Source organism: Amycolatopsis cihanbeyliensis, from assembly GCF_006715045.1.
Classification (GTDB): domain Bacteria; phylum Actinomycetota; class Actinomycetes; order Mycobacteriales; family Pseudonocardiaceae; genus Amycolatopsis; species Amycolatopsis cihanbeyliensis.
In genome coordinates, this window is the sequence record NZ_VFML01000001.1 from 343942 (window position 1) to 358823 (window position 14882).

A 14882-nucleotide genomic window follows, 5' to 3' on the forward strand; every position below is an offset into this window, starting at 1 on the left:
CCGGCGGGAACCTTCCCCGGGCGGGACGGGATCAGGCCGGGAGGCCGCAGCAGGAGGAGTCCTGCCGCGAGTCGGCCCGCTTGATGGCCCGCACGATCGCCGAGTGCATGCCGTCGGCGACCTGGTGGGTCGGGGTGAGCTCGATATCGGTGAACCCGGCGGCCGCCAACTGGCCGCGGTACTCGCTGAAGCTGAGCGCGCCGGCGATGCAGCCCACGTAGGAGCCGCGCTCGGCCCGCTGTTCGGGGGCGAGACGATCCTCCGCGACCACGTCGGAGACACCGATCCGACCGCCGGGGGCGAGCACCCGGAACATCTCGGCGAACACGCTGGGCTTGTCCACCGACAGATTGATCACACAGTTGGAGATCACGACGTCCATGGTGTTCGCGGGCAGGGGGATGGCCTCGATGGTGCCCTTGAGGAACTCCACGTTGGTGGCGCCCGCCCGCTCCGCGTTGACGTGGCCGAGTGCGAGCATTTCCTCGGTCATGTCCAGGCCGTAGGCCTTGCCGGTCGGTCCGACCCGCCGGGCGGAGAGCAGGACGTCGATCCCGCCTCCTGACCCGAGGTCGAGGACTCGCTCGCCCTCGCGCAACTCGGCGACCGCGGTCGGGTTGCCGCAGCCCAGCGACGCGGCAACCGCCTCGGCGGGCAGCTCGTCTCGTTCGGTGGCGGCGTACCGGGCGGCGCCGAAGTTGTCGCCGAAGTTGTCGCCGACCTCGACCGGCGCGGGACCGCAGCAGCCGGCCGTCACCACACCGGTGGCGGCGGCCGCGTACCGCTCCCGGACGGTCTCGCGCAGGTCCGCGGGGTGCTCGCTCATCGGAACTTCCCTTCTATCGATATGTGTCGATGCAACGTTGCGCCTTGTATCGAAGTCTGTCAACATAGAAGAATGTCGATCCAGGAGATTCCGAGTCCGGCGCGGCGGGCCGACGCCTGCTGCGCCGGGCTGCTGTCCGGGCCGCTGGGCGAGGAGCAGGCCGCCGAGTTGGCGCCGGTGTTCAAGGCGTTGGGGGATCCGATCCGGCTACGGCTGTTGTCGATGATCGCCACGCGCGCCGGGGGAGAGGTGTGTGTCTGCGAACTCACCCCGGCCTTCGACCTGTCGCAGCCCACGATCTCGCACCATCTGAAGCTGCTGCGCCAGGCCGGGTTGATCGACTGTGAGCGGCGCGGGACCTGGGTGTACTACTGGTTGCTGCCGGAGGCCACGGACAGGCTCGCCGCCCTGCTGACCCGACCGGCCGGCGAGTTGGCCGGTGCGCCCGTCGTCGCCGGGGGTGGTTCGTGACCGCCACCGCGCCGGCCCCGTCCCCGCGGCCCGTGGCGGGCCGATTGTCCACGTTGGACCGCTTCCTGCCGCTGTGGATCCTCGCCGCGATGGCCGCGGGTCTCGGGCTCGGCCGCTTGCTGCCGGGCCTCGGGGACGCACTGTCGAAGGTCACCGTCACCGGAGTCTCGCTACCGATCGCGCTGGGTCTGCTGGTGATGATGTACCCGGTGCTGGCCAAGGTTCGTTACGACCGGTTGGGTACCGTCACCCGCGACCGCCGCCTGCTGGTCCCGTCCTTGGTGCTGAACTGGGTGCTGGGTCCGGCGTTGATGTTCGCGCTGGCCTGGTTGCTGCTACCGGACCTGCCGGAGTACCGCACCGGTCTGATCATCGTGGGGCTGGCCCGATGCATCGCCATGGTCATCATCTGGAACGACCTCGCCCATGGCGACCGCGAGGCCGCGGCCGTGCTGGTCGCGGTGAACTCGGTGTTCCAGGTCCTCGCGTTCGCCGTGCTGGGCTGGTTCTACCTCACCGTGCTGCCCGGCTGGCTCGGCCTGCCGACGACCGGGCTGGAGGTCTCGATGTGGGAGATCGCCCGGAATGTGCTGATCTTCCTCGGTATCCCGCTGGCCGCCGGTTACCTCACCCGCCGGGTCGGCGAGCGCCGCAAGGGGCGTGCCTGGTACGAGAACCGGTTCCTGCCGCGGATCGGCCCGTTCGCCCTCTACGGCCTGCTGTTCACCATCGTGATCCTGTTCGCCCTGCAGGGGAACGCGATCACCGGCCGGCCGTGGGACGTCGTACGGATCGCGCTGCCCCTGCTGATCTACTTCGCAGTGATGTGGGCCGGGTCGTACGCCCTCGGCCGGGCCATCGGCCTGTCGTACGAGCGGACCACCACCTTGGCTTTCACCGCCGCGGGCAACAACTTCGAGCTCGCCATCGCCGTCGCGATCGCGACCTTCGGCGTCACCAGCGGCCAGGCGCTCGCCGGTGTGGTCGGCCCGCTGATCGAGGTCCCCGTACTGGTGGCCCTGGTGTACGTGTCCCTCGCCCTGCGCCGCCGCTCATCCACCGAAGTGCCCCCAACGCGCCGATGAAGACGCCCACCCGGAGGAGGGTTCGTGGTCGAGATACCTGAGGTCCTGTTCGTGTGCGTGCACAACGCGGGGCGGTCGCAGATGGCCGCCGCGCTGCTGCAGCACCATGCCCGGGGCAGCGTGCTGGTGCGTTCCGCCGGCTCGGCGCCAGCCGAGGAGGTGAACCCGGCGGTCGCCGAAGCCATGCGGGAGATCGGCCTGGACATCTCCGGCGAGGTGCCCACGAAGCTCACCGCGGGCGCCGTCGAGGCCAGCGATGTCGTGATCACCATGGGTTGCGGGGACGCCTGCCCCGTGTTCCCCGGAAAGCGGTACCTGGACTGGACCCTCGAGGACCCCGCGGGCAGGGACCTGGCCGCGGTCCGCCCCATCCGCGAGGAGATCGACCGCCGGGTGCGGGCGCTGCTCGCCGAGCTCGTGCCGGTCAGCTGAACGACCAGCCCGCCCAGCGGGCCACCTCGGTCAGCACCACCGGGCCCTCTGGCGGTCGCTCGGCGTACTGCGGGTACTTCGCCCGCAGCGCCGCCAGCGGAGCGGACCCCGGCTCCGGATCGGCGTGGACCGTGGCGCGACCGTCCGCCCGCGCCCACCACAGCCCGGACCAGTCGTCCTGGTAGTGGTCGACAAGGAAGGACACCTCCGGGTTCACGCCGATATTGCGCAGCCGCCGCAGGTCCGTACGGCGTTTGGGCTTGTGATCCACCGCGAACACGACCGCGTCGGGCGAGTCGAGCAGCGCGAAGGTCACCGGCACCAGGTGCGGTCGCCCGCTCGCGTCCGCGGTGGCGAGCCTGGCCACCGGCGCCGAGGCGAAACGGTGGCGGGTCTCATCCGGGCTGAGGCGCATGGGTCGGCCTGGTGTCTCGGGGTCACAGGGGCGAGTCGCGTACTGGCAGGATACCCTTGCGTGCCGTCGGCAACATCATGGTGCGGGTCCGCCCAGCGTCCGTCGGGGGTGTCTTGAGTCCCTTCAGCGTCCTGTTCGTGGTCGTGCTCGGCACGGCGCTCGGCTGGAAGGCCTACCAGCTGTACAGGGCGCCACAAGACCGGCCGTTGCTGGCGGTCACCCTCTGCCTCGCCTGCGCGGCCGCGGCGTTCCCGCTCGGCCTGCCCGCCGGTGCGCGGCTGGTGGACTCGATCTTCGAGTTCGGCGTCAGCGAGCTGGGGCAGAACGTCCTGCTGCTGGCCACCGTGTACTGGCTGATGTGCTTCTACCTGTTCTCCGCGACCGACCTCGAGCAGGGGCGCCGCCGGGCGAAGTGGGAGGCGGTGCCCCTGGCCGCGGTCGTCGTCGCGATCACGGTCGCCACCTTCGCCACCCCGGTCGAACTACGCTGGAGCAGCTTCGGTGAGGCCGATATGCAGGTCACCGGGGCGGCGACGTTCTACCTGCTGGCCGGGCTGTACCTGGTGTACGCCATCGCCACCGCCCTGCACTGGACCTGGCGCCATGCCAGGGCCACCCGACCACCGCTGTCGGTCGGGCTGCGGCTCGCGGGCGCCGGGATGGCCGGCATGGTGCTGGCCGGCTCGGTACGCGCCGGTTTCGTGGTGATCAGGTGGAGCGGCGGCAGCATCCCGTCCTGGTTGAACGCCACCGCGTCCCTGCTGCTGTCGCTCGCCATCCCGCTGTTCGTCATCGGGATCAGCTACCCGAGCGTCGCGACCCGGATCGCCGCGCTGCGGGTCTGGCGGCAACATCGCACGCGGTACCGGCAGCTCCATCCACTGTGGATGGAGCTGCACCAGGTGTACCCGGAGCACCTGCTCGGCAGGGTGCCGGGCAGCGCGTGGCGGGACGCGCTGCGGCTGCGGGGGGTGCACCGCCGCTACTACCGGAGGGTCATCGAATGCCGGGACGGCCTGGTGCGGATCAGCCCGTACCTGGCCCACGCCAGGGAGACGGCGAACAACGGTACGTCGCTGGCCGAGCTCCTGCGCGCGGCGCTGCGGGCACACGCCGAGGGTGAGCCGGTGAGCACCAAGGCGAGTGCGGTCGCCGTCCCGCTCGCCGACGACCTGGACGCCGACGTGTACGAACTGGTCGAACTGTCGAACGCGCTGCGGGCGCGAGCGGGCTGAACCGCGCCGGCACGGAAGCAAGGGGGCTACCCAGTGGAGCTGCTGATCTCGGCAGGGCAGGTGCTGCCCGGCCCCGCGGGCAGGCGCGTGCTCGACGGTGCGGTGCTGGTGCGGGACTCGGCGATCGTGGCCGTCGGGGACCGCGCGGAGGTCGGACGCCTCGCCGGTGCGGACGCCGAGCGCCGCGACTTCCCGGACGCCACGCTGCTGCCCGGGCTGATCGACTGCCACGTCCACCTCGCCTTCGACGCGAGCCCCGACCCGGTGGCCGCGGTGCAGGGCCACGACGAGGCCACCCTGTTCGAGGAGATGGCGGCCAGGGCCCGACGGTTGCTGGACACCGGGGTCACCACGGTGCGTGATCTCGGCGACCGGGACGGGCTCGCGGTACGGCTGCGCGAGTCGATCGCCGAAGGCCGGTTGCCTGGCCCGCGGGTGCTGGCCGCGACCGCCCCGCTGACCGTGCCGGACGGGCACTGCTGGTTCTTCGGTGGGGTGGTCGACGGCAAGGACGCGATCCGCACGATGGTGCGGCGCAACGCGGCGGCCGGCGCCGACGTGATCAAGGTGATGGCCACCGGCGGAGGTCTCACCAAGGGCGGTGCCGCCATCTGGGAGTCCCAGTTCAGCGCCGAGGAGCTGCGCTGCGTGGTGGCGGAGGCCCACGACGTCGGCCTGCCGGTCGCCTCGCACGCCCACGGCAGCGAGGGCATCGCGGCCTCGGTCGCGGCGGGCGTGGACACCATCGAGCACTGCACGTGGATGGCCGAAGGCGGGTTCGACGTGCGGGAGGACGTGGTCGCCGAGATCGCGGCCAGGGGGATCCACGTCTGCCCGGGAGCCAGCCCCAACTGGCGCGGTTTCGCCGAGAGGTTCGGGCAGGAACGCGCCATGGAGATCTTCGGGCGGGTGCGCTGGATGGCCGAGCAGGGGGTGCGGCTGATTGCCGGAACGGACGCGGGCGTGCCGCGGGCGGTGTTCGACAACCTCACCGGCAGCCTGGAGTTCTTCGACTTCCTCGGCTTCGAGCTGGACCGCATCCTCGAACTGGCCACGGTGGACGCCGCCACCGGTATCGGGCTCGGGGACAGCACCGGACGGCTCGCCGAGGGCTATCGCGCCGATCTGCTCGTGGTGGAAGGGGATCCACTGACCGAGCTGGACGCGCTGCGCGAGCCGGTGCTGGTGCTGGCAGCCGGGCGCCCCCACGTGCCCGGCAGCTAGCGCAACGCCGACTCACCGAGGGTGAGCGTGCCCGCGCAGGCGTCCAACCGGGCGGGCAGCCCCAGCGGCACGGTGAGCGCGCCGGTGTGGTGGCCGAAACCGAGCTCCCACAGGATCGGCACACCCAGCGGCGCGAGCCGGTCCAGCATCAAGCTCCGGACCTCCTCCGGCGGACCGCAGTCGGTCCATGAGCCCAGCGCGACACCGGCGACCCCGTCGAACCAGCCGGTGCGCAGGAGCTGGGTGAGCATCCGGTCCAGCCGGTAGACCTCCTCGGTGACGTCCTCGATGATCGCGATCCCGCCGCGGGCCCTCCGGTGCTCCGGGGCACCGACGCTGGCGGCGAGCAGGCTCAGGTTGCCACCGACGGTCACACCGCAGGCGGTCCCCGGCACGAGCGCTTCCGCGTGCGGCCCGCGCAGCATCAGCGTGCTGTCCGGGTGGAAAAGGGTGCGCCACAGGTGCTCGGTGGCGGCCTCGTCGAAATGTGTGGTGGCGGGCATCGGGGAGAACAGCGTCACCAGGTCCAGATGGGTACGGACAGCCTCGTGCAGCGCCGTGACGTCGCTGGACCCGGCCAGCAGCTTCGGACCCGCGGCGCGCAGCGCGGACCAGTCGATCAGGTCCAGGATGCGGCTACAGCCGTAGCCACCCCGCGCGGCCAACACGGCGGTCACCTCGGGATCAAGCCAGGCCCGCTGGAAGTCCGCCGCACGCGCGGCGTCGGTACCCGCCAGGTAGCCGAAGGTGGCGTCGCTCGCGCGTACCGAGTCGTACAGCCGCACCGACAGCCGCCACGACTCCAGCACCGCTACCGCGGCGTCCAGCCGCTGCCTCGGCACCGGGCCCGCCGGCGCCACCAGCGCGACGGTGTCTCCCGCGCTGAGCCTGCCGGGTCGACGCGGCGGGGTGGCGCCAGTCACGTGCGCAGGTCCACGACCGGGATGCCGGGCGGCGCGAAACCGAACACCTGACCGTAGAAGGACAGCTCGGCCTCCAACGCCGCGACGATCGTCTCCGCCTTGCGGAAACCGTGCTGCTCACCGGCGAAGGTCAGGTATCCGTGCGGGATGCCGCTGCCGTGCAGGGCGGCGACGAATCGATCGGCCTGTTCCGGTGGGCAGATCTCGTCGTCGAGGCCCTGGAGGAACAGCACCGGCCCGGCCAGCGATCCCGTCCGGTACAGCGGGGATCGGTCGCGGTACCGGGCCGCGGTCTCCGGGAGCGGGCCGATCAGGCCGTCCAGGTAACGGGACTCGAAGTCGTGGGTCTCGCCGCCCTCGCCGGTCCAGCCGGTCAGGTCGAGGATGGGGAACTTGATGGTGCCCGCGCGGTAGGTTCCGGCCGCTGGCGGAGAGGGGGTCATCGAGGCGGCCGAGGTGAACCCGCCCGCGCTGCCACCGCGCACGGCCAGCCGGTTCGGATCGGCCACCCCCTCGGCCACCAGCGCCTCGGCGACGGCGGCACAGTCGGTGACATCGACCACGCCCCACTGCTCGCGTAGCCGTTCCCGGTAGCGCCGTCCGTACCCGGTCGATCCGCCGTAGTTCACCGCGACCACGCCGATGCCGCGGCTGGTGAAGTACGCGAAGTCAAGATCGGCCACCGGGAAGTTGCGGCCGGTCGGCCCGCCGTGTACGTGCACGAGGTAGGGCGGCAGTTCGCCCTCGGGTGCGGCGTGATCCGGGCTGGTCGGGGGATAGACGTAGGCGGGCACCCGCTCGCCGTCGGGGGTGGTGAACTCCCGTTCCCACGGGACCGGAAGGTAGCCCCGCTCGGCGAGCCTGCCGGTGAGCTCCCGGCCCGACGGGTCGCCGAGCTCGGTCAGGGTCCCGGCGTCGAGGTCGGCAACGACCACCGCACCTTCCTGCTGGGGCCCGGTGGCGACGCCGGCGACGCCACCGGCGAACGGGACCAGGGTGCTCGCCCACACCGGCCGCCGCTGGGTCCCGCCCGCGTCGGTGATCGTGCCGCGGTGCTCGTCGAGGACGGCGAGCCGGCCCGAGCGCAGCACGGCGTGCCGCCCCCCGCCCAGCGGGGCGAACCACTGCAGGCCGAGCTTCCACAGCGGCCCGCCGAGCTCCTCGGCTGCCGGGGCGAGGTTGGTGCGGGTGCCGTCGAGGCCGATGCGGTGCAGGTTCCACCAGCCGTCCGGGTCCAGCACCGCCAGCAGGGTGTCCGCGTTCTCCCACTCGAGCTGGCAGACCGCGACCTCGGGGCCACCGGCGAGCACCCGGTGCGGGCCGAACCCGCCGTCCGTGCCGACCTCGGCAACGCACAGCTCGGTCCCGTCCCACGGCATGGCCGGGTGGTCCCAGCCGAGCCAGGCCGCGTGCCGCCCGTCCGGGGACAACTGCGGTGCGGTGAGGAAATGGTGGGTGGCGCCCAGTGCCCGCGGTTCCCGCCCGTCGGAGGTGAGCGCGACCAGGTCGCGGGTGATGTCGGTGCGGCGGGGCCCGGTACTGGTTTCGCGCACGGCCCAGATCTCCCCCTCGTGGCCACGGCGCAGGTCACCGTAGCGGATGGCGTGCGGTGCCGGGGGCTCCGGCGTGATGGGCCGTACCGCGCGGTCGGTGAGGTCGAGCGCGTACACCCGCTGGTCGTCCCAGTGTGTGAAGGCCACGATGTTCCCGGTGGCCGCCCACGGTCGCCCGCCGTACTCGTGCACCCTGTTGCGCACGTTCCACGGTGCGGGCAGGAGTTGCTCGACCTTCTCGCCGTCCGAGCGGACCAGGGTCACCCTGCCGCCTTCGGTCGGGCGTGACTCGGCCCACCACAGCTCGCCGCCGACGATGCCGAGCCACTGCTGTGACCCGCCGGCTTCGGCTACGGCGGACGCGCTGATCGGCGAACTCCAGGTCCCGTGCGGAGAGATCATCGGCATCCGGCCACTCTAGTCACGGATCGTGGGGCGGTGGGTGCCGATCAGGTGGCTGTGGCTTAGGGTCGTAAGTGCCATGGCTCGCGTCATACATGTCTTCCGCCAACCCGACCGCTTCGTCGCAGGCACGGTCGGGGAACCCGGCGACCGCACGTTCTATCTGCAGGCATCCGAGGATGTTCGCACGATCAGCGTAACCATCGAGAAACAGCAGGTCGCGGTGCTCGCCGAACGTCTCAGCTCACTGCTGGAGGAGGTGGCGAACCGGTTTGGTGCCGAGGTACCCGAGGAGGTCCCGGACGACATGCTCGACGTGGACCCGCTCGACGTGCCCGTCGAGGAGGAGTTCCGCGTGGGCACGATGGGGCTGGGCTGGGACGCCGAGAGCAGCGCGGTGGTGATCGAGCTGCTCGCCATCACCGAAGGCGAGGTGGACGAGACGGTCGTCCTCGACGACACCGAGGAGGGTCCGGATGCGGTCCGGGTGTTTCTCAGCCCGCCCGCGGCGCGGGCCTTCGCCGCGCGGGCGGACCGGGTCGTCAACGCGGGGCGCAAGCCCTGCCCGCTGTGTGGTGAACCGCTGGATCCCGTCGGTCACGTCTGCCCACGGCAGAACGGGTATCGGCGTGACCAGGACGTCTTCGAGAGCTGATCCCACCGGTGGCTGAGTCAGCAGTGGATCCGGCCACGCCGGAAGCCAGGGAGCTCGTCGCCCGTGGCCGTATCGAGGTGGAGGGGCGGCTGGTGGACGCCTCGAACGTCACCTTGTTCTGCACGATCGAGCTCGGCGGGATCAGCGCCAACGCGGTGTACAAACCGGTGGCGGGAGAGCGGCCGCTGTGGGACTTCCCGGACGGCACCCTGGCCGGCCGGGAGGTGGCCACCTACGAGATTTCCGAAGCCACCGGACTCGGCGCGGTGCCGCCGACGGTGCTGCGCGACGGCCCCTTCGGCGAAGGCATGGTTCAGCTCTGGGTGAACACGACCGACGAGGAGCTTGTGGACGTGCGGTCGCCGGACGATGTGCCGGACGACTGGCGAGTGGTGCTGCACGCCCATGACCGGACGGGGGAGCCGGCGGTACTGGCACATGCCGACCGCGAGGGGGTGCGCGACCTGGCCGTGCTGGACATCGTGGTGAACAACACCGACCGCAAGGGCGGCCACGTGCTCGCCGGGAACAATGGTCGGATCTACGGGGTCGATCACGGCATCTGCCTGCACACCGAGCCGAAGCTGCGCACCGTGTTGTGGGGCTGGGTCGGCGATCCGCTGCCCGAGGAGGTCGTGGAGAAGCTGCGGGGCCTGCGGCCCGCGCTGGACGGTGAGCTGGGCAAGCTGCTGGAGCCCCATCTCACCGGCGGCGAGATGCGTGCCGTGGCCGAACGGGCCGACCGCCTGCTTGACGAGCGGGTGTTCCCGGAACCGACTGACGACTGGCGAGCCATCCCCTGGCCGCTCTTCTAGCGGGACCGGAGGCCCTGCGCCGGTTCGGTATCGAAGCCCGCGCGCTGCGGTATGTCGCGGTCGGCTTCGGTGACCACCACTGGACCGTCACCGACACCGGCGGGACCCGCTGGTTCGCCACCGTGGCCGACCTGGAGCACAAGGACCACGGCGGGCACGGGAGCGCGGCGGTCCTGGACGAGTTGCGCCGGGCGATGGCGACCGCGGTGCGGTTGCGCGAGCGGCTGGAGTTCGTGGTGGCTCCGGTACCGACCGTGGACGGTGGCCCGGTCGTCGCCCTTGACGACCGGTATGTGATGAGCGTCTTCCCGTTCGCCCATGGCGAACCCGGGTCGTTCGGCCAGGAGCAGTCCCGCGAGGAGCGGGAGCGTGTGCTCGACCTGCTCGCCGAGTTGCACGGCCACCCGGCCCCGCCGAGTACGCCGTTCGCGGCGCTGGACCCACCCGGCCGCGCGATGCTCGAGGACATCGTGGACGGCCGGGTGGGGGAGTGGAAGGGCGGACCGTTCGCCGCGGCGTACCGGCTGGTCGACTGGGACACCGTCGGCCTCGCCGTACCCGAACGGGACCTGTCCGTCGTCAGCACGGACCCCACGCTGCTCGACCGCTACGCCCGGGCCACGGGCAGCACGCCGGACCCGGATGCGCTCGCGCTCTACCCGATGCGCTGGCTGCTGACCGATGTGGCGGAGTTCGCCGGTTGGTTCCGCGGCCCGCATTCCCGCACCGCGGACACAGAGCGTGCCTGGCAAGGCTTCACCGAGACGGTGGAACGGCTCGGGCGGCATCCGCGATAGCCTCGGCGATCCGTTCGACGTCGGCCTCGGTGGTACGCCAGTTGCTGAACGCGGCGCGAAGCGCGCGTGTGCCGTCGTACTCGGTGGGAGTCAGGAACGCCCGACCGTCCGCGGCGATCACCTCGGCTAGCGCGTTCACCCGCTCCGGGGTGGGGTTCTCCGCCAGGGTGAAGCACACCACGTTCAACCGAACCGGGGCGAGCAGGCGCAGGCCGGGCAGCTCCTCGATGCGTTGCCCGAGTCGCCTCGCCAGTGCGATGTCCCGCTCGACGATCTCCCGGTGCCCCTGCCTGCCGTAGGCGGCCAGCGCGAACCAGGCCGGCAGGGCGCGCAGCCGCCGGGAGTTCTCCGGGGTCAGGTGCACGAACGCGGGGTCGTCGGCGGGCACCCCGAGGTAGGCGGCGGCGTTCTGGAAGACCCGTAGCTGGAGGTCTTTCCTGCGGGTGAACTGCGCCGCCGAGTCGTACGGCACGTTGAGCCACTTGTGCAGGTCCACGCACACCGAGTCGGCCTCGGCGAGCCCGGCCACCAGGTGTTCGTGTGCGGGGGAGAGCGCGGCGAACGCACCGAAGGCCCCGTCCACGTGCAGCCAGAACGGGTAGCGTTCACGCAGCGCGGCGACAGCCCGCAGGTCGTCGAAGTCGACCGTGTTCACGGTGCCGGCGTTGGCGACCACGATCGCGGGTCGCCCGTCGAGCGCGTCCAGTGCCTCGGCGAGGCGGTCCGGGTCCACGGCCTCGCGGCCGTCCAGCGTCGGTATCGTGCGCAGGTTCTTGCGGCCGAGGCCGAGCATCGCCAGCGCCTTGAACACGCTGGAATGCGCGGCGCCGGACAGGATCGGTACCGGCCCGAGGGCCGCCGCCCCGTCCTCGGCGACCGAGATCCCGGCGCGTTCGCCCAGCCACTCCCTGCCGATCGCCAGGCCGACCAGGTTGGACATGGTCGCGCCGGTGACGAACGCGCCGCTGTGTGCCGTGCCGAGGTCGAGCAACTCGCCGAGCCAGCGCAGGGTCTCCCGTTCCAGGTCCGTGGCCGAGGAATCGTGTGTGGCCGCCACGTTCTGGTCGTGGGCGGTGGCCAGCCAGTCCCCGGCCACCGCTGCCGGGGTGGCGCCGCCGGTGACGAAGCCCAGATACCGTGGCCCGGCGCTGGCGGAGAACCCCGGTTCCCAGCGTGCCGCGAACTCGGCGAGTGCCCGCTCGGTTCCGATCCCGTGTTCGGGCAGCGGCCGCGCCGGACCCTGCCGCGGGGAACCGGCGGCCGGTCGGTCGGCCAGCCCGGCCAGCACGCGACCGGCGTGGTCGCGCACGGTGTCGAGGAGGGCGGGTATGCGGTCGGCGTCGGCGGCGAGCGTGAGATCCATGACCGCAGGCTAGCCGCGAGGCCACCGCGGATGCTGGCCGTCATGCCGCGCGCGAGCCACACCCCCGGCCGCGACGGTTGAACGCCGCGAGCACTCCGCCCGCCAGCAGGACAACCACGCCGCCTGATGACCTTGCGCAGGTCCGCGGCCGCCGGTTGGCCCGTCCGGGTGACCGTACCGTCCCCCGGCATCCGGCCTGACCTCCGGTTATCCATGCCGGTTGTGGGTCCACCCATTCTTTGTGTTTCCCCTGCACACAGCCCCGCTTCTAGCGTCGGACGCGTCAACGAAACATACGAAGGGAGACGCGGACGATGACCGCACACACGTTGCAGGGCAAGGTCGCCGTGATCGCCGGCGGCGCGAAGAACCTGGGTGGCCTGCTCAGCAGGCAGTTCGCCGAGGCCGGCGCGGACGTGGTCGTGCACTACCACGGCGATGCCGCGGCCGGTGATGCCGAGGACACCGCCAAGGCGGTGCGGGAAGCCGGCAGGCGGGCGCTCACCGTGCAGGGCGACCTCACACAGGTGGCCGAGGTGCGCAGGCTGTTCGACGCCGCGGTCGACTCCTTCGGTGGCGTGGACGTCGCGGTGAACACCGTGGGCCGGGTGCTCCGCAAGCCGATGGTGGACACCAGCGAGGAGGAGTACGACGGCATGTTCGCCATCAACTCGAAGGCGGCGTACTTCTTCATCCAGGAGGCAGGACGCAGGCTCAACGATCACGGCAAGATCGTCAACCTCGGTACGTCGCTGCAGGCCGCGTTCACCGACGGCTACTCGACCTACGCCGGCGGCAAGGCACCTCTGGAGCATTTCACCCGCGCCGCGGCCAAGGAGTTCGCGGAACGCGGCATCTCGGTCACCACGGTGGCGCCGGGGCCGATGGACACCCCGTTCTTCTACGGGCAGGAGACCCCGGAGCGGGTCGAGTTCCACAAGTCGCAAGCGCTCGGTAACCAGCTCACCCAGATCGAGGACATCGCCCCGCTGATCAAGTTCCTCGCCACCGACGGCTGGTGGATCACGGGCCAGACCATCTTCGCCAACGGCGGCTACACCACGCGGTGAACCGCGCGGAGGTCGGCCGCGCGGCCGTGTCGCTGCCGCATTTCGGTGCGTACGCCCTACCATTCCCGAAGGAGCCCTCCAGGACGGACGCACGGTGATGGCTGGATGAGCGTGATCGACCTGCACCGCCTGGAGCAGCTCATCGCGGTGGCCGAGGAAGGCAGCGTCACCAAGGCGGCCGCGCGGCTGCACCTGTCCCAGCAGGCGCTGAGCACGTCACTACGCAACCTCGAACGCGAGGTGGGCGTCGACCTGCTGGACCGTGGCGGTACGCGGATCCGGGTCCTGCCCGCGGGCGAAGCGCTCATCGCCGACGCGCGGGTGCTGCGGGGCCTCGCCCGCTCGGCGCTGCGCCGTGCCCGCCGGATCGGCCGTGGCGAGCCGGACGTGCTCCGGGTCGGGCACACCCCCGCGGTGCCGGGTGAGGAGCTCGGCACGCTCATCCGGACCGTGCACCGGTTCGTCCCCGGGCTACGGATCGAACCGCATCAGCACTACCCCTCGGCGCTGACCGACCGGCTCCTGGACGGCGAGCTCGATATCGGCCTCTGCAGGGCGATGCTGCCGGTACACGGCCTGACCAGGACCACGCTTACCCGGCACCGGCTGTCCATCGCGGTCGGCGAGCACCACCGGCTGGCGCGCCGGGAGGACGTCACGCTGGCGGAGCTGGCCGAGGAGACCATCGTCGTGTGGGGCCACCCCGGCAGATCCGGGTACACCGATCTGCTGCTCACGCTGTGCCGGCAGGCCGGGTTCGAGCCGAAGACCGTGCGCAGCGAACTCCAGGGCGTGCCGCCGAGCAGCGCCGTCGTCGGCACCGATCACGTCGCGTTCGTGACGGCGCCGCCGGGTGCCACGGCGGGCGGTACGGTACGGGTGATCGACCTGACCCCGCCCCTTTACGTGCCTTTGATCGCGTTGTGGCCCGAACACTCCACGTCCGAACCGCGCGACGCGTTCCTGCGCACGCTGCGGGAGGCACTGGACTAACTAGCACTCGGCCGGACTTCACAGCGTGGCCCGGTCCACCTACGACACTGTGGCCTGGTACGGACGGGCACGCGGGTGGGGCGAGAGCGGCCGGATCAGCACCGGACGTGGCAGGTGGTCACCGATCCGGCAGCGGGGATGCGGGGTCTCGATCGTCACCGGCGCCCCTGGAGAGCCGGGGGCGGGCAACGTGAGGATCGCCCGCAACGTCCAGAGCGCGTTCGCGTGGTACTGGTAGGACACCTTCTCCGGCGCGAGCGGGTCGGAGCCCCGCCACACCGGCGCGCGGAACGCGCTCGCGTCCTGCTCGGACCGCAGGATCAGCACGTCGGCACAGGTTTCCCGATGGAGCATCGCCGCGAGGAGCCGGGGCGCGTCCGGTGGCCCCCAGCGCAACAGTGTCCACTGCCGCCTGCGCAGTTCGGTCAGCAGGTCGTCAAGGCCCAACGAGAACACGGTTCCTTCTCCCAATCTTTCCGATTCCACGATGAGAATCGGCGCGCCGCGGCGGCCGCACGAGCGTTACTCTCGAACCCGCATCAATGGCTCGACACGAGCCGCGAAAAGTGGGCATTACCCGGTGGTGGCGGGTTTATTCGGGAACGTGCATGGCGATTGACCTG

16 protein-coding genes are annotated in these 14882 nt (G+C 71.4%); 10 read left to right on the forward strand and 6 right to left on the reverse strand.

Features of this window, described 5'->3' with window-relative positions; all coding sequences use genetic code 11:
- Positions 1 to 31: 31 nt before the first annotated feature.
- Positions 32 to 826: an arsenite methyltransferase gene (gene arsM, locus FB471_RS01130; protein ID WP_141995507.1), complete on the reverse strand. Its 795-nt coding sequence runs from the start codon at positions 824 to 826 to the stop codon at positions 32 to 34.
- Positions 827 to 898: 72 nt separating this feature from the next.
- On the opposite strand from arsM, the gene FB471_RS01135 reads away from it, so the two are divergent.
- From FB471_RS01135 to FB471_RS01145, 3 genes are read left to right on the forward strand one after another with little or no spacing between them, the layout of a single operon-like run.
- Positions 899 to 1297 carry an ArsR/SmtB family transcription factor gene (locus FB471_RS01135; protein ID WP_141995508.1) on the forward strand — a complete coding sequence of 133 codons (399 nt, stop codon included), beginning with the start codon at positions 899 to 901 and terminating at the stop codon, positions 1295 to 1297.
- Entirely contained in the window at positions 1294 to 2382 is a 1089-nt protein-coding gene (gene arsB, locus FB471_RS01140) for an ACR3 family arsenite efflux transporter (RefSeq protein ID WP_141995509.1), read from the forward strand. The genes FB471_RS01135 and arsB overlap by 4 nt, the downstream gene beginning before the upstream one ends.
- A gap of 24 nt (positions 2383 to 2406) precedes the next feature.
- Positions 2407 to 2814: an arsenate reductase ArsC gene (locus FB471_RS01145; RefSeq protein WP_141995510.1), complete on the forward strand. Its 408-nt coding sequence runs from the start codon at positions 2407 to 2409 to the stop codon at positions 2812 to 2814.
- On the opposite strand, the gene FB471_RS01150 is transcribed toward FB471_RS01145, so the two are convergent.
- Positions 2807 to 3229 (reverse strand): TIGR03668 family PPOX class F420-dependent oxidoreductase, encoded by a 423-nt coding sequence (locus FB471_RS01150; protein WP_141995511.1) that lies wholly within the window; start codon positions 3227 to 3229, stop codon positions 2807 to 2809. The genes FB471_RS01145 and FB471_RS01150 overlap by 8 nt on opposite strands.
- Before the next feature lie 113 nt (positions 3230 to 3342).
- On the opposite strand from FB471_RS01150, the gene FB471_RS01155 reads away from it, so the two are divergent.
- Both FB471_RS01155 and FB471_RS01160 read left to right on the forward strand, forming a co-directional pair.
- Positions 3343 to 4464, forward strand: coding sequence for an MAB_1171c family putative transporter (locus FB471_RS01155; RefSeq protein ID WP_246076188.1), 1122 nt, complete (start codon positions 3343 to 3345; stop codon positions 4462 to 4464).
- Positions 4465 to 4497: 33 nt separating this feature from the next.
- Positions 4498 to 5688 carry an amidohydrolase family protein gene (locus tag FB471_RS01160; RefSeq protein ID WP_211357918.1) on the forward strand — a complete coding sequence of 397 codons (1191 nt, stop codon included), beginning with the start codon at positions 4498 to 4500 and terminating at the stop codon, positions 5686 to 5688.
- Here the strand turns inward: FB471_RS01160 and FB471_RS01165 are convergent.
- A complete protein-coding gene (locus FB471_RS01165; RefSeq protein ID WP_141995512.1) occupies positions 5685 to 6611 on the reverse strand; it encodes a S66 peptidase family protein in 927 nt (308 codons plus the stop codon). The genes FB471_RS01160 and FB471_RS01165 overlap by 4 nt on opposite strands.
- Positions 6608 to 8572 carry an alpha/beta hydrolase family protein gene (locus FB471_RS01170; protein WP_141995513.1) on the reverse strand — a complete coding sequence of 655 codons (1965 nt, stop codon included), beginning with the start codon at positions 8570 to 8572 and terminating at the stop codon, positions 6608 to 6610. Before FB471_RS01170 ends, FB471_RS01165 begins: the two co-directional genes overlap by 4 nt.
- A gap of 73 nt (positions 8573 to 8645) precedes the next feature.
- Here FB471_RS01170 and FB471_RS01175 point away from each other — a divergent pair, with 73 nt between their 5' ends.
- The 3 genes from FB471_RS01175 (at position 8646) to FB471_RS01185 (ending at position 10833) form a co-directional block, all read left to right on the forward strand.
- Positions 8646 to 9221, forward strand: a complete 576-nt coding sequence (locus FB471_RS01175) for a DUF3090 domain-containing protein (RefSeq protein WP_141995514.1) — start codon at positions 8646 to 8648, stop codon at positions 9219 to 9221.
- Between the two features lie 8 nt (positions 9222 to 9229).
- Complete coding sequence (locus FB471_RS01180; RefSeq protein WP_141995515.1) at positions 9230 to 10036, forward strand: SCO1664 family protein; 807 nt, start codon at positions 9230 to 9232, stop codon at positions 10034 to 10036.
- Positions 10037 to 10158: 122 nt separating this feature from the next.
- Complete coding sequence (locus FB471_RS01185) at positions 10159 to 10833, forward strand: aminoglycoside phosphotransferase/kinase family protein (RefSeq protein WP_246076189.1); 675 nt, start codon at positions 10159 to 10161, stop codon at positions 10831 to 10833.
- Here the strand turns inward: FB471_RS01185 and FB471_RS01190 are convergent.
- Positions 10793 to 12196: a pyridoxal phosphate-dependent decarboxylase family protein gene (locus FB471_RS01190; RefSeq protein WP_141995517.1), complete on the reverse strand. Its 1404-nt coding sequence runs from the start codon at positions 12194 to 12196 to the stop codon at positions 10793 to 10795. The genes FB471_RS01185 and FB471_RS01190 overlap by 41 nt on opposite strands.
- 314 nt (positions 12197 to 12510) lie before the next feature.
- On the opposite strand from FB471_RS01190, the gene FB471_RS01195 reads away from it, so the two are divergent.
- Together FB471_RS01195 and FB471_RS01200 are read left to right on the forward strand one after the other, a co-directional pair.
- A complete protein-coding gene (locus tag FB471_RS01195; protein ID WP_141995518.1) occupies positions 12511 to 13266 on the forward strand; it encodes an SDR family oxidoreductase in 756 nt (251 codons plus the stop codon).
- A gap of 105 nt (positions 13267 to 13371) precedes the next feature.
- Positions 13372 to 14259 carry a LysR family transcriptional regulator gene (locus FB471_RS01200; RefSeq protein ID WP_141995519.1) on the forward strand — a complete coding sequence of 296 codons (888 nt, stop codon included), beginning with the start codon at positions 13372 to 13374 and terminating at the stop codon, positions 14257 to 14259.
- Between the two features lie 39 nt (positions 14260 to 14298).
- On the opposite strand, the gene FB471_RS01205 is transcribed toward FB471_RS01200, so the two are convergent.
- A complete protein-coding gene (locus FB471_RS01205) occupies positions 14299 to 14715 on the reverse strand; it encodes a hypothetical protein (RefSeq protein ID WP_211357919.1) in 417 nt (138 codons plus the stop codon).
- Positions 14716 to 14882: the final 167 nt, after the last annotated feature.